The 14,065-nt window shown below is 70.9% G+C and carries 13 protein-coding genes; 5 read left to right on the top strand and 8 right to left on the bottom strand.

All coding sequences use genetic code 11. The annotated features are described in order from the left end of the window. Positions 1–228 precede the first annotated feature (228 nt). Both F6W97_RS21270 and miaB read right to left on the bottom strand, forming a co-directional pair. Positions 229–1,362 carry an inositol-3-phosphate synthase gene (locus F6W97_RS21270; RefSeq protein ID WP_155372189.1) on the bottom strand — a complete coding sequence of 378 codons (1,134 nt, stop codon included), beginning with the start codon at positions 1,360–1,362 and terminating at the stop codon, positions 229–231. Positions 1,363–1,785: 423 nt separating this feature from the next. Further along, positions 1,786–3,315, bottom strand: a complete 1,530-nt coding sequence (gene miaB / locus F6W97_RS21265) for a tRNA (N6-isopentenyl adenosine(37)-C2)-methylthiotransferase MiaB (protein ID WP_155372188.1) — start codon at positions 3,313–3,315, stop codon at positions 1,786–1,788. A 146-nt stretch (positions 3,316–3,461) separates the two neighbouring features. Between miaB and F6W97_RS21260 the strand changes: the two genes are divergently transcribed. The 4 genes from F6W97_RS21260 (at position 3,462) to F6W97_RS21245 (ending at position 6,849) form a co-directional block, all read left to right on the top strand. Next, positions 3,462–4,205, top strand: coding sequence for an amino acid ABC transporter ATP-binding protein (locus tag F6W97_RS21260; RefSeq protein WP_155372187.1), 744 nt, complete (start codon positions 3,462–3,464; stop codon positions 4,203–4,205). 83 nt (positions 4,206–4,288) lie between these two features. Further along, positions 4,289–5,149, top strand: a complete 861-nt coding sequence (locus F6W97_RS21255) for a glutamate ABC transporter substrate-binding protein (protein WP_120318600.1) — start codon at positions 4,289–4,291, stop codon at positions 5,147–5,149. Positions 5,150–5,222: 73 nt separating this feature from the next. Continuing rightward, on the top strand, positions 5,223–5,897 hold the full coding sequence (locus tag F6W97_RS21250; protein ID WP_155372186.1) for an amino acid ABC transporter permease: 675 nt from the start codon (positions 5,223–5,225) through the stop codon (positions 5,895–5,897). Between the two features lie 37 nt (positions 5,898–5,934). Continuing rightward, positions 5,935–6,849 (top strand): amino acid ABC transporter permease, encoded by a 915-nt coding sequence (locus tag F6W97_RS21245; protein WP_155372185.1) that lies wholly within the window; start codon positions 5,935–5,937, stop codon positions 6,847–6,849. A 129-nt stretch (positions 6,850–6,978) separates the two neighbouring features. Here F6W97_RS21245 and rny read toward each other — a convergent pair whose 3' ends face one another. The 6 genes from rny to F6W97_RS21215 form a co-directional block, all read right to left on the bottom strand. Next, positions 6,979–8,835 carry a ribonuclease Y gene (gene rny / locus F6W97_RS21240; RefSeq protein ID WP_155372184.1) on the bottom strand — a complete coding sequence of 619 codons (1,857 nt, stop codon included), beginning with the start codon at positions 8,833–8,835 and terminating at the stop codon, positions 6,979–6,981. A 501-nt stretch (positions 8,836–9,336) separates the two neighbouring features. Next, positions 9,337–10,032, bottom strand: coding sequence for a regulatory protein RecX (locus tag F6W97_RS21235; RefSeq protein ID WP_155372183.1), 696 nt, complete (start codon positions 10,030–10,032; stop codon positions 9,337–9,339). A 28-nt stretch (positions 10,033–10,060) separates the two neighbouring features. Further along, positions 10,061–11,110 (bottom strand): recombinase RecA, encoded by a 1,050-nt coding sequence (gene recA, locus F6W97_RS21230; RefSeq protein WP_120321744.1) that lies wholly within the window; start codon positions 11,108–11,110, stop codon positions 10,061–10,063. 228 nt (positions 11,111–11,338) lie between these two features. Then, positions 11,339–11,539, bottom strand: coding sequence for a DUF3046 domain-containing protein (locus F6W97_RS21225; protein WP_155372182.1), 201 nt, complete (start codon positions 11,537–11,539; stop codon positions 11,339–11,341). 4 nt (positions 11,540–11,543) lie between these two features. Beyond that, positions 11,544–12,872 (bottom strand): MFS transporter, encoded by a 1,329-nt coding sequence (locus F6W97_RS21220; RefSeq protein ID WP_155372181.1) that lies wholly within the window; start codon positions 12,870–12,872, stop codon positions 11,544–11,546. 193 nt (positions 12,873–13,065) lie between these two features. Continuing rightward, complete coding sequence (locus tag F6W97_RS21215) at positions 13,066–13,572, bottom strand: GNAT family N-acetyltransferase (RefSeq protein WP_155372180.1); 507 nt, start codon at positions 13,570–13,572, stop codon at positions 13,066–13,068. A gap of 84 nt (positions 13,573–13,656) precedes the next feature. On the opposite strand from F6W97_RS21215, the gene F6W97_RS21210 reads away from it, so the two are divergent. Then, on the top strand, positions 13,657–13,974 hold the full coding sequence (locus F6W97_RS21210) for a TFIIB-type zinc ribbon-containing protein (protein WP_155372179.1): 318 nt from the start codon (positions 13,657–13,659) through the stop codon (positions 13,972–13,974). The last annotated feature ends 91 nt before the right edge of the window (positions 13,975–14,065 follow it).

The following is a 14,065-nucleotide window of genomic DNA, read 5'->3' as shown; positions in this document are numbered from 1 at the left end:
TGCCCGAGCCGCGCGCCGGAGCCGCGGCGACGGCTCCCTCGGCGCTCGCTCCGCGCCCGCCCGGCACCCCCCGACCATGGATCTTGTGCAGTTCGTGTCGCTCTGACGACCTCAACCGCACAAGATTCACTTCTCGCGGGCGGCGAGCGGTCATGCGCCGGCCCTGGGCGGCGCGCAGGGCGCGGGCGGCGGGCAGCGCCGCGGCGCGCTGCGCCTCGGTCAGCGCGGTCACGCCAGGCCCTCGACCATCCGGACCAGGGCGTCGAACTGGGCGGACAGCCCGTGCTCGACGTCGCCGAGCGGGTCCTTGAAGAAGAACGCCAGCTCCGGCAGCGGTCCGCAACGCCCGGCGCGGTGCGCGGCGGCGGTGAGCCGGACCAGGTCCAGCACGAGCGGGGCGGCCAGCGCCGAGTCGCAGCCGTGCCAGCTGAACTCCATCCGCATCGCGGTGCCCAGGAACCCGCGGAACGTGATCAGATCCCAGGCGGTCTTGAACTCGCCCAGGTCCTCGACGTACTCGATGCGGGTGTCGCCCTGCGGCTGGTGGCCCAGCGTCTCGGCGAGCACCCGCTGCTTGCTGGCTGCCTTGGCCGCGTTCGGCGCGGGCTGGGCCAGGTTGGCCCCGTCCCCGCCGCCGAGCAGGTTCGCGCCGGACCAGCTGCGCACATCCAGGCCGCGCATCGCGAACATGGGCGCGAGCACCGACTTGACCAGGGTCTCCCCCGTCTTGCCGTCGTGCCCGCCGTACGGCACGCCGCGCTCGTACGCCAGCTGCGACAGCGCCGGCAGCCGCGCCCCGGTCGAAGGCGTGAAGTCGACATACGAGCACCCGGCGGTGAACGCCGCGTACGCGTACAGCGAGCTGGGCGGCAGCACCGGCACCGGCCCGCGCAAGGCCTCGCGCAGCACGTCGAGGGCTGCGTGCGCCTCGTGCGGCTCGGCGGCGGGCTCGGTCGACGACACGTTGACGACCACCACCCGCCCCAGCTCGTGGCGGCGGCGGAACTCGTCGATGTCGGCGGCGACCAGCGCCGCGGTCTCGGCCTGGGTCGCCCCGCGCGGTGCGGGACGCACCTCGGCGTCGAGCGCGGCGAGCTCCGGCTGCAGGGCCGTGACCAGGCGGCCGGGCAGCACACCCGCGTCGGCGAGCGCCTCGGCCTTCTTGAGGATCGGGGTGGCGATCACGTCGTGCCCGCCGAACACCAGGTCGGCGAGCTGGGGCAGTTGGGGGTGCCGCAGTTGCGGCAGTTCCGTGACGCAGCCGGTGGGCTCGGCGAGCCCCGCGCGCAGCGCGACGGCTCCGACCATGCTGGTGACGGCGACCGACCCCCGCCCACCGACCAGCCAAACACCTGTTCGCATGCGGTCTCCCGGGGAGATGGAGGAGAAACCAAGACAGATTACTCGATTTAGCCGAGACTACCCAGATTCGGACCTACCGGCGTTTCGCGAATCATCGTCGCAGCTCACCCCCGCGTTTCGAACGAAGGAAGGGCACCTTCCCATCGCTTTGCGATGTAGAAGGTGCCCTTCTTAACGTTCGCTCCGGCTCCGGCGCTCCGGGTGCGGGCGAAGATCGCCGTTTCGGGTCAAGAACTGCGGTCAGACCGCAGGTTTCGACCGCAAACAGCGATCTTCGCCCGCACCGCGCGGCAGACCGCGCGGCAGACCTCGCGACTACTGCGCGACGGACCAAGTGTCGCCGCGGTGCGCGCACCGGCCGCAAGACCGACCAGTGCCGACCGGTGTGTGAAGCGGTGCAGGCCGACGCGGGGCGCGCCGGGGTCAGCAGGTGGCGCAGGCGGAGTCGGTCGGGGTCGGCTGGACGGGGGGCTTGCCGATGGTGGGCAGGCCGAGCATCACCCCGGCGGTACGCGCCACCCGCCCCGCCTCGTACGCGTCCCCGGCCCGGGTACGCCGGTGCGACACCAGCGCCCCGTCGCAGTTCAGGTGGTGCGGGGCCGCGTAGTCGACCACGGTGTGCACGATGTCGCCCGGACGCACCAGCGCGACCTGCTCCGGCGCCACCGCGAAGTGCACCAGCCGGCCATCCCGGGCCCGCCCGGACATCCGGCCCGTGGCCTGGTCCTTGCGGCCCTCGCCGACGGCGACCAGCACCTCGACCTCGCGCCCGACCAGCCGCTTGTTCTCCGCCCAGGTGATCTCCTCCAGGGTGGCCACGAGCCGCTCGTAGCGCTCCTGCACCACCGCCTTGGGCACCTGGCCGTCCATCGTCGCCGCGGGCGTGCCGGGCCGGATCGAGTACTGGAACGTGAACGCGCTGGCAAAGCGCGACTCCCGCACCACCCGCAGCGTTTCCTCGAAGTCCGCCTCGGTCTCCCCAGGGAACCCGACGATGATGTCGGTGGTGATCGCCGCGTCCGGCATGGCCGCACGCACCTTGTCGATGATCGACAGATACCGGTCGGACCGGTACGAGCGCTTCATCGCCTTGAGCACCGCATCCGACCCCGACTGCAGCGGCATGTGCAGCGAGTGGCAGACGTTGTCCGTCTCGGCCATCGCCTCGATCACGTCGTCGGTGAACGCCGCCGGGTGCGGGCTGGTGAAACGCACCCGCTCCAGCCCCTTGTCCCGCAGCTGCCCGGTGGCCCGCAGCAGCTTGCCGAACGCCAGCCGGTCGCCGAACTCGACGCCGTACGTGTTCACGTTCTGGCCGAGCAGGGTCACTTCGAGCACGCCCTCGGCGACCAGCGCCTCGACCTCGGCGAGCACGTCGCCGGGGCGGCGGTCCTTCTCCTTGCCGCGCAGGGCGGGCACGATGCAGAAGGTGCAGGTGTTGTTGCAGCCGACCGAGATCGACACCCAGCCGGAGTACGTCGACTCGCGCCGGGTCGGCAGCGTCGACGGGAACACCTCCAGTGACTCCAGCAGCTCGACCTGGGCCTGCTCGTTGTGGCGGGCCCGCTCCAGCAGCACCGGCAGCGAGCCGATGTTGTGGGTGCCGAACACCACGTCGACCCAGGGCGCCTTCTTGACGATCTCGCCCTGGTCCTTCTGCGCCAGGCAGCCGCCGACGGCGATCTGCATCCCCGGGTGCTTGTCCTTGACCGGGCGCAGGTGGCCGAGGTTGCCGTAGAGGCGGTTGTCGGCGTTCTCGCGCACCGCGCAGGTGTTGAAAACGACGATGTCCGGGGTGCGACCGGGCTCGGCGGCCGGGTCGAGCCGGACGTATCCGGCACCGTCGAGCAGCCCCGAGATGCGCTCGGAGTCGTGCACGTTCATCTGGCACCCGTACGTGCGCACCTCGTAGGTGCGGGCGGGTGCGCTCTGGGTTTCAGGCTGGCTAGTCATCTCAACCGACCAGGGTATCCGGTCGCGGGCACGGGCACGGAATCCGGGGAAGTTACCCGGTCGTGACCATCCAGCGCCGCTGCCGTCGCTTCGGCCGCACTAAGTTCGGTGGGACGACGATGTACGTACGCCGAAAGGACGGTGGCATGTCCCACGAACCGCTCATTGTGCTGGACGCGGTGAACAAGTGGTTCGGAGACCTGCACGTGCTGCGCGACGTGAGCCTGACCGTCGACCGCGGCGAGGTCGTGGTGGTGATCGGCCCGTCGGGCTCCGGCAAGTCGACGCTGTGCCGCGCCGTCAACCGGCTGGAGACGATCAACTCGGGCTCCATCCGCTTCGACGGCAAGGACCTGCCCGCCGAGGGCCGCGCCCTGGCGAAGCTGCGCAGCGAGGTCGGCATGGTCTTCCAGTCGTTCAACCTCTTCGCCCACATGAGCATCCTCGACAACGTGATGCTCGGCCCGGTCAAGGTCCGCGGCGAGAGCAAGGCCGCCGCCCGCGAGCGCGCCCTGGCGCTGCTGGACCGGGTGGGCATCGCCAGCCAGGCCGACAAGCTGCCGGTGCAGCTGTCCGGCGGCCAGCAGCAGCGGGCCGCGATCGCCCGCGCGCTGGCGATGCAGCCCAAGGCGATGCTGTTCGACGAGCCCACCAGCGCGCTGGACCCGGAGATGGTCGGCGAGGTGCTGGAGGTCATGACCTCGCTGGCCAAGGAGGGCATGACCATGATCGTGGTGACCCACGAGATGGGCTTCGCCCGCGCCGCCGCCGACCGCGTCGCCTTCATGGCCGACGGGCAGCTCGTCGAGCTGGCCCCGCCGGCCGAGTTCTTCGGCAACCCGAAGAGCGAGCGGGCGCGCGACTTCCTGTCGAAGATCCTGCAGCACTGACAGACTCCGCCGCCTCACCAGGCGGCGGCATGGAACGCCTGACGTCGCGCACGCGGCGCGCGGGCTCATAGGGAGGGACACCAATGCGCATCAAGCGTCTTGCCGCCATCGCGGCCGTCGCCGTGCTCGCGTTCGGGGCCGCCGCCTGCGGCAGCGACAGCGACACGCCGAGCACCCCGTCGGGCGAGAGCCCGCTGGTCGCGAAGGCGAAGGCGGGCCAGCTCAAGTTCGGTGTCAAGGCCGACCAGCCGGGCCTCGGCCTGCAGGCCGGCAGCGCCTACGAGGGCTTCGACATCGAGATCGCGAAGATCATCGCGAAGGGTCTCGGTGGCGACGCCGCCAAGAACACCTACGTGACCACCGTGTCGGCCAACCGCGAGCCCTTCATCCAGACGGGCCAGGTGGACATCGTCGTGGCGACGTACACCATCAACGACGACCGCAAGAAGAAGGTCAACTTCGCGGGCCCGTACTTCACCGCCGGCCAGGACCTGCTGGTCCCGACCGCCTCCACGATCACCGGCCCCGAGGGCCTGGACGGCAAGAAGGTCTGCTCGGTGACGGGCTCGACGCCGGCCAAGCGGATCAAGGAGAAGTACCCGAAGGCGCAGCTGCAGGAGTTCGACGCCTACTCCAAGTGCATCGAGGCGCTGAACACCGGCACCGTCGACGCGGTGACCACCGATGACATCATCCTCGCGGGCTACGCGGCGCAGTCGCAGTACGCGGGCAAGTTCAAGCTGGTCGGCAAGCCCTTCTCCAGCGAGCCCTACGGCATCGGCCTCAAGCTCGAGGACAAGGCCGGCTGCACCAAGATCAACGAGATCCTGAAGGCGTCGGTCACCGACGGCTCGTACAAGGCGGCCTGGGACGCCACGCTCGGCAAGAGCGGCACCCCGGCGCCGACCCTGGACGTCTCCAAGCTGACCAACTGCCCCGCCTGAGCTACCCCCGGGTGGGACGGGCACACGCCCGTCCCACCCGTTTCATGAAGTCCGATCTTTCTGGAGGAGCGGGATGGACGTCTTCCTCGATCCGGCGAACCGGCAGGCGTACCTTGACGGCTTCTTGACGATCCTGAAGCTGACCGGCGCGTCCGCGCTGCTGGCGCTCGTGCTCGGCATGCTGCTGGCGGCCTGCCGGGTGTCGCCGGTGCCGGTGCTGCGCGCGCTGGGCGCGGGCTGGGTGCACCTGTTCCGCAACACCCCGCTGACGCTGGTCATCCTGTTCTGCTTCTTCGGCCTCTACAGCGCGGTCGGCGTGGAGTTCTCCGAGGACATCCACATCAACAACTACTGGCTGGCGGTGACCGGCCTGTCGGCGTACACGGCCGCGTTCGTCTGCGAGGCGATCCGCTCCGGCATCAACACCGTGCCGGTCGGCCAGGCCGAAGCCGCACGCGCGCTGGGCCTGTCGTTCAGCCAGAACCTGCGCCTGATCATCCTGCCGCAGGCCATGCGCTCGGTGGTCGCACCGCTGGGCAGCATCCTGATCGCGCTCACCAAGAACGCCACCATCGCCGGGGTCATCGGCGTCGCCGAGGCGTCCAGCGCGATGAAGGCGCTCATCGAGAGCAACGGCGACCAGACCATCGCGATCTTCGCGGTGTTCGCGCTGACCTTCGTGGCCCTGCTGGTGCCGGTCGGCTACGCCTTCAGCGCCCTGGCCAACCGCCTGGTGGTGCGCCGATGAGCCGCACCCCGTCCCGCCACTACGTTCTCCAGGAGGCGTGATGAGCGCGAGCGTGCTCTACGACCACCCGGGCCCGCGCGCCCGGGCGCGCAACCGGGTGCTCAGCGTCGTGTTCGCCGTGCTGCTGGTCGCCGGGCTGTACGGGATCTACCGCGCGTTCGACAGCACCCAGCAGTGGACCTGGCAGAAGTGGCAGCCGTTCTTCGAGACGGTCACCGTCAACGGCCAGACCGCCAACTTCTGGACCGACTACGCCTGGCCCGGCCTGCTCGCCACACTGCAGGCCGCCGCCACCGCGATGCTGCTGGCGCTGGCCTTCGGCCTGGTGTTCAGCGTCGCGCGACTGTCGGAGCACTGGTGGATCCGGGTGCCCGCGGGCGTGGTGGTGGAGTTCTTCCGCGCCGTGCCCGTGCTGCTGATGATCTTCTTCCTGTCGTTCGGCGGGTTCTGGGTCTTCGGCACGCTGATCCCGCCGTTCTGGTCGGTCGTCATCGGCCTGACCCTCTACAACGGGTCGGTGCTGGCCGAGGCGTTCCGGGCCGGCATCCGGGCCGTGCCCAAGGGGCAGTCGGAGGCGGCGTACAGCCTCGGCCTGACCAAGGGCCAGGTCATGCGCGTCATCCTGATCCCGCAGGCGGCCCGCAGCATGCTGCCGGTGATCGTCAGCCAGCTCGTCGTCGTGCTCAAGGACACCGCGCTCGGCTACATCGTGTCCTACCCCGAGCTGATGCTCGAGGGCAGCAAGGGCTATGCCGTGTTCACCAACGCGGTGCCGACCTTCATGGTGCTCGCGCTGATCTACATCGTGATCAACGGTCTGCTGACCCTGGTCGCCCACCTGCTGGAGCGCCGCGCCAACCGCCTCGGCGTCACCAACCCCGCCACCAAGGCGGCCACGGCCGCGACGGCGGCCACCGGCCTCGGCGGCGGAGGCGGCGGCAGCGGAGCCTGACCGGCTCCCCCGCGCCGCTCCACCCGCCCCGCGCCTATCTGTCAAGATCGCTGTTTCGTGTCACAACCTGGGGTCTGACCCGAGGTTCTGACACGAAACAGCGATCTTCGTTTCCACCGTGACCACCGGTCAGCGGGCGATCTCCGTGGTACGGGATTCGCGGACGACGGTGATACGGATCTGGCCGGGGTAGGTCAGTTCCTCTTCGATCTGCTTGGCGACGTCGCGGGCGAGGACGGCGGCGCCGATCTCGTCGACCTCCTCGGGGCGGACCATGACCCGGATCTCCCGGCCGGCCTGCATCGCGAACACCTTGTCCACGCCGCTCTTGGCCCCGGCGATCTCCTCGATGCGCTCCAGCCGCTTGACGTACGCCTCCAGCGACTCCCGCCGTGCCCCCGGCCGCCCGCCCGAGCAGGCGTCCGACGCCTGGGTCAGCACGGCCTCGATGGTCTGCGGCTGCACCTCGTTGTGGTGCGCCTCGATCGCGTGGACGACCTCGTCGCTCTCCCCGAAGCGCCGGGCCACGTCCGCGCCGATCAGCGCGTGCGAGCCCTCCACCTCGTGGGTGAGCGCCTTGCCGATGTCGTGCAGGAACGCCGACCGCTTGATCAGCTCGGGGTCGAGCTTCAGCTCCGAGGCCATGATCCCGGCGATGTGCGCGGTCTCCACCAGGTGCTTGAGCACGTTCTGCCCGTACGACGTCCGGTAGCGCAGCCGCCCCAGCAGGGTCACCAGCTCCGGGTGGATGTCGGTGATGCCGACCTCGACCAGTGCGTCCTCCGCAGCGCGCTGGCACATCCGCTCGACCTCGAACCTGGCGACGTCGTACACCTCCTCGATGCGGTGCGGATGGATCCGCCCGTCGAGGACCAGCTTCTCCAGGGTGAGCCGGCCGACCTCCCGGCGCACCGGGTCGAAGCAGGACAGCAGCACCGCCTCGGGGGTGTCGTCGATGATCAGGTTGACGCCGGTGACCGTCTCGAAGGCCCGGATGTTGCGGCCCTCGCGGCCGATGATCCGGCCCTTCATCTCGTCGCTGGGCAGGTGCAGCACGCTGACCACGCTCTCGGCGGTCTGCTCGCTGGCCACCCGCTGGATCGCGTCGACCACGATGTGGCGGGCCCGGGACTCGCCGGTGGACCGGGCGTCGGCCTCGATGTCGCGCACCAGCAGCGCGGCCTCGCGCTTGGCCTGGTTCTCGATGGTCTCCACCAGCTCGCCCTTGGCGGCATCGGCGGTCAGCCCGGCGACCCGCTCCAGCTCCTTGCGCCGCTGCTCCTGCGCCTGGGCCAGCTCCTGCTCCTTACCCTGCAGGCTCAGCTCCCACTTGGCCAGCTCGGCTTCGGCGGCGGCGATGCGGCGGTCGCGCTCGGCGAGGCGCTCGGCCTCCTCCACGTTCTGGCGCTCGCGCTCGGCCAGGCGCTCGGCCTCGGCCGCGTGCATCCGTTCCCGCTCGTCGAGGCGCTGCAGCCGGCGCTCGGCCTCCGCGGCCTGGTCCTTGGCGGTGGAGGTGAGCATCGCGATCTCACGCTCGCCGGTGCGCCGGGCGGTCGACCGGACCTGCTCGGCGTCCTCCTCGGCCTGCCGGTGCGCCCGCTGGAGCACGGTGTCGGCCTCGGCGTGGGCCGCGTCCAGCACCCGCTGCGCCTCGGCGCGCGACGTGGTGACCTCGGCCTTGGCGGCGGCGTTCTCGGCGCGTACGGCGGTGGCCTCGGCGCGGGCGGCGGCTACGGACCGGCGCTCGGCCTCCAGCGCGGTCTGCGCGTCGGAGACGGAGTTCTGCAGCTCGACCAGAGTCTGGCGCTGGCGCTCGCGCTCGGCCACCGCCTCCGGGTCGTCCACGATCACGCTCAGCGGCTGACCGGTCGGGGCGGTGGGGGCAGCCAGCCGGCGCACCAGGCGCACGCCGATCGCCAGCATCCCCGCCACCATCAGCGCGAGGAGGACGATCGCCGCCAGCAGCAGCCCTTCCATCGTGGTCATGCCACTCGCCCGTCGTACTCGGTCATGGCCCGCCTCCTGACGTTCCGAACCGCCGACACGGTGGTGACGGCGCGGAGGCAACCCGACCAGGTGTGCGGACCCGCCACACGACGCGCACGGCACGGCCCGGCGACACCTGCCGTTTGGCGGGTGCGACCGACGCGCCGAAGCCCGCGAACCGCTTCAACGGCCCTGAGCTGCGACTACATGTAGGCAGCCGCAGGGGTACGGCGGCTGCACGTGTCCTCACCAGGAAAAACTGTTGTCGTACTGTTACACGTTCTATGTTGTGTGGTTTAACACGAACTGGTCGGTGATACCTCTCCTGCGAGGCTAGGTTGCCGATGGCGGTCCGGTCAAGAACTCATGATCGGACACCAAGACGGACGCATCGCCCATTGTGTCCGGTTGTCAGGCGGGCGGTCGATGCCGAACCGTGACCTGACCGGCGAACCGACGCCATGCCCGGCATGTCGCGAACCCGACCGAAGGCTGAGAAAATCACTGCTCCGGCGTGTCGAACAGATCGGGGTCGAGCAGCTCCGCCAGCTCCGCGTCCTCGGCACTGCGCGCGGCCAGGGCGTCCTTCACGGCACGCACCGCCACTCCGCCCGGGTAGCCCTTACGCGCGAGCGCGCCCACCACCCGCCGGAACACCGCGTCCGGCTCGCCGCGCGTCGTGCGCAGCTTGCGCACCGCCAGCTCGTACGCCGTCTGCGCCTGGGTCTCGTCGTCCAGCTCGGCGAGGGCCTCGGTGACGACCTCCTGGTCGACACCCCGTCGGCGCAGCTCCTGGCCCAGCGCCCGGGACGCCAGGCCCTTGCCGTGGTGGCGGCTGGACACCCAGGCCCGCGCGAACGCGGCATCGTCGATCATGCCGACCTCGTCGTAGCGGTCGAGCACCGCCTCGGCGACCTCGTCGGCCACGTCCTTGGCCCGCATCGCCGCGGCCAGCTCCGCCCGGGTGCGCGGACGCACGGAAAGCTGGCGCAGGCAGATCTCCCGCGCCAGCTCGTGTGGATCTCGTTGCGCCTGCCGGCGCGCGGCCCGCTCCGCCCGTGGCGAGGCGTCCTCGCCGGGACCCTCGCCTTCCGGCGAGCCGGTGCCGTCGTCGCCGGGGCGCGCGGACCTGGCCGGGGCGGACGGTTTCGCGTCCCATCCCCGGCCGGTGCGCGCACCTCGGCGTCGTCCCACCATGACGGTCGGTCAGCTGCTCAGGCGTCGATCAGAAGTCGACCGGCGGCAGCGCCGGGCCGCCCGCGGCGTCCGACACGCTCGACTGGCCGACGCCCAGCTTCTCCAGGATCTTCTTCTCGATCTCGGCGGCGACGTCCGGGTTCTCCTTGAGGAACTCGCGCGCCTTCTCCTTGCCCTGGCCCAGCTGGTCGCCCTCGTACGTGTACCAGGCGCCGGCCTTGCGGATGATGTTCTGCTCGACGCCGACGTCGATCAGCGAACCCTCACGCGAGATGCCCTTGCCGTACATGATGTCGAACTCGGCCTGCTTGAACGGCGAGGCGACCTTGTTCTTGACCACCTTGACGCGGGTGCGGTTACCCACGACCTCGGTGCCGTCCTTCAGGCTCTCGATGCGGCGGATGTCCAGGCGCACCGAGGCGTAGAACTTCAGCGCCTTGCCACCGGTGGTGGTCTCCGGGCTGCCGAACATGACGCCGATCTTCTCGCGGAGCTGGTTGATGAAGATCGCGGTGGTGTTGGAGCTGTGCAGGCCACCGGTCATCTTGCGCAGCGCCTGGCTCATCAGGCGGGCCTGCAGACCGACGTGGCTGTCGCCCATCTCACCCTCGATCTCGGCGCGGGGCACCAGCGCCGCCACCGAGTCGATCACGATGAGGTCCAGCGCGCCGGAGCGCACCAGCATGTCCGCGATCTCCAGCGCCTGCTCACCGGTGTCGGGCTGGGAGACCAGCAGGGCGTCGGTGTCCACGCCGAGGTTCTTCGCGTACTCCGGGTCCAGGGCGTGCTCGGCGTCGATGATCGCCGCGATGCCGCCGTTGCGCTGCACGTTCGCGATCGCGTGCAGGGCCAGCGAGGTCTTGCCGCTGGACTCCGGGCCGTAGATCTCGACGATGCGCCCGCGCGGCAGGCCGCCGATGCCCAGCGCCACGTCCAGCGCGATGGAGCCGGTGGGGATGATCGCCATCTGGACCTGCGGCCGCTCGCCGAGGCGCATCACCGAGCCCTTGCCGAACTGCTTGTCGATCTGGGCGAGCGCCAGGTCGAGGGCCTTGCTCTTATCGGGATTAGCCGCCATCTTCGTCGCCACCTCTTTTAGGGCACTGTCAGTCGCCGACTTCGCAGCCTTCTTCGTCACGCCGACACGCTAGGCGCTGGGTCCGACAAAGGCGATACGGGCACGCCGGGCCTGTGGACAACCGCGGCATGCACAAAGCACTGGTTGTGGACGATAGCCGAACACGTGTACGAGCGCCATCCTGCCACGCCGTAGGTGTGCTCGCACACGGAAACCCGCGCCGGTCGATCAGCGCAGGCGGCCAGGCACCCGTTCGGAGTACTGCTCGCACACGGCGCGCCAGATCACGTGCACTTCCTCCCCGTCGGCCAGGGCGGTGTCGATCGTCCGCCCGCCCAGCTGCGGGAGCACCTGGTCGGCGGCGACGCTGGCGGCGTAGGCGGGACCGAACACCTCGGTCAGCCGCTCGTAGAAGTCGGTCCGTCGCATCGGGCTAGTCTGCCACCTTCACCGCGGCGAGCGTGGCCGGCCGCAGCGCCAGCGCGATCAGCGGGATCGTGGCCAGCCCGGCGAGCAGCGCCAGCACCGCGTACCCGGACAGCTCGACGACGATCCCCGACAGCACCCCGGCGCTCGCTCCGGACAACCCGGTGACCAGGTCCGACAGGCCCTGCGCGCGCGGCTTGGCCGGGGCGGGCAGCGACTCGGTGAACAGCGTCGAGCCGGCGACCATGGTGCCGGACCAGCCCAGCCCCAGCATCAGCAGCGCGGTGGTGAGCAGCGCCGTGTCGTGGCCCGCGGTGGCGGCGACCGCGCACGCGGCGATGAGCAGCGCCACCCCGCCCAGGATCACCGGCACCCGACCCGCCCGGTCGGTGAGCCAGCCCACCACCGGCGCCAGGCCGTACATCCCGGCCACGTGCACGCTCAGCACGAAACCGACGATGCGCAGCGTGTCCGGTGCGCTGTGCGTCTCGCCGATGTGCACCGGCGTCATCGCCATCACCGCCACCATGACCAGGTGGCCCAGCGCCATCGCGGCCATGCCCAGCCGGGCCGCGGGCGAGGCCAGCACCGCCCGCGCCGCCGAGCCCAGGGTGTGCCGCTCGGCCTGCCCCGGCGGCCCGTCCCCGGCCGCATGGTCCGCCGCCCCGGCCCCGCCGGTCGCCGAGGTCGGCTCGCCCGGACCGGGCACACCAGCCGCCGCCTGTGCCGTGAGCAGCGGGTCGGGACGCAGGAACACAGTTAGCAGGAGGGCGCTGAGCAGGAACGACGCGGATGCGAAGGCGAACGGACCGGCCAGTTCCGGGATGCCGAAGCGCGACAGCGAGCCGCCCAGCGGGGCGGCCAGGTTCGGGCCGATCACCGCGCCGAGCGTGGTGGACCACACCACCAGCGAGAGCTGGCGGCCGCGGCGCTGCGGCTCGGCCAGGTCGGTGGCGGCGTAGCGGGACTGCAGCTTCGCCGTGCTGCCCGCACCGAACAGGAAGAAGCCGACGAACAGCAGCGGGATGGAGTCCAGCGACGCCGAGGCCAGCACCGCCACCCCACCCACCGCGCCGGTGAGATAGCACAGGGCCAGGCCGGGCCGCCTGCCGTACCGGCTCATCAGGGCGGCGGCGGGCACGGCCAGCACGCCGCCGCCGACGACCGCCGCACTCTGCGCCGCCCCGGACAGGGCGGTGCCCGCCATAGCCCGGGTGAGCAGCGCGCCGACCGAGATGCCCATGGCCACCCCCAGGCCGCTGACGACCTCGACGACCATGAGCAGGCGGATGGTCCTGGCCTGGACCGCACTGCGCACGGCGACGGCAGACGTCATGAGGAGGGCTCCCGGGGGTAAGGGGTGTGGGCGCTTCCCCTACCTTGCCCGATCTGCCCCGTCCCCGCCGCCCCGGCCCACCGCTTCCCCACCGGGCCGGCCCACCGCAAGATCGCTGTTTCGGGTCAGAGCCTGCGGTCAGACCCGGTCTTCCGACCGGAAACGCCGATCAGCGGGCCGCCGCGCCGCACCCTCAGCGGAGATCCTCGGGGAGGAGGTCCATCAGGAGGCCGTCGTGCCAGGAGCCGTCGGGGCCGAGTTCGTAGCGGCGCATCACGCCCACCGGCTGGAAGCCGACCTTGGCGTAGCAGGCGATGGCCGCGGTGTTGTCCGCGGCGGGGTCGATGACGAGCCGGTGGTGCCCCAGCTCGTGGATCAGGTGCCGGGACAGCGTGCGCACCGCGTCCGAGCCCAGGCCACGGCCGTGCACCGCCGGGTCGAGGTACAGGTCCATGCCCGCATGGCGGTACATGGCGTCGGTCTCCTCGTGCCACTGGATGGCGCCGACGGTCCGGCCCTCGTGCTCGATGGTCAGCAGTTCGAGATCGGGATCGGCCAGGTCGTCCTTGATCTCCGCGGCGAGGTCGTCGCCCTGCCACCGGACGCGGACCTCGGGCGTGGCCCGGATCGCGGCGAGGTCGTCCACGTCCGCGGGACCGGCCGGCCGCAGCGTGACCCGCTCGCCGTGCAACGTCGTCATGCCGTCACCGTACGGCCCGCTCCGCCTCCCGTCCCGCGGATTAGCCATGATCGACTATGGACGCGAGTGGGTAGGCTCGGCCGCATGCAGATGACATGCCCGAAATGCCATGGACAGATGCGGCAGTACGAGCGCAACGGCGTCACCGTCGACCAGTGCACCGAGTGCCGCGGCATCTTCCTCGACCGCGGTGAGCTGGAGCGGCTGACCGCCGCCGAGAACGCCTGGCACGGCAACCAGCAGCACGGCAGCCAGCAGCACGCCGCCCCGCCGCCCCCGCAGCAGCAGTACGGCTACTCCGACCCGTCGTACCCCCGCCACGACCAGCACCGCCACGACGACCACGGCCACCACAAGAAGCACAAGAAGCAGGAGTCCTTCTTCGAGGACCTCTTCGGCTGACCAACCCCGCGAGCGGGCCGCCACCCGGCCCGCTCGCCCCGCCCCACCCCCGCCTTACATAGACGTTGGCCTATTAGATCGATTATTCGTA

Origin of the sequence: Catellatospora vulcania (assembly GCF_009720385.1) — a bacterium.
GTDB classification, from domain to species: domain Bacteria; phylum Actinomycetota; class Actinomycetes; order Mycobacteriales; family Micromonosporaceae; genus Catellatospora; species Catellatospora vulcania.
Note: the sequence above shows the minus strand (reverse complement) of the source record. Positions and strands in the feature narration are given on the sequence as shown.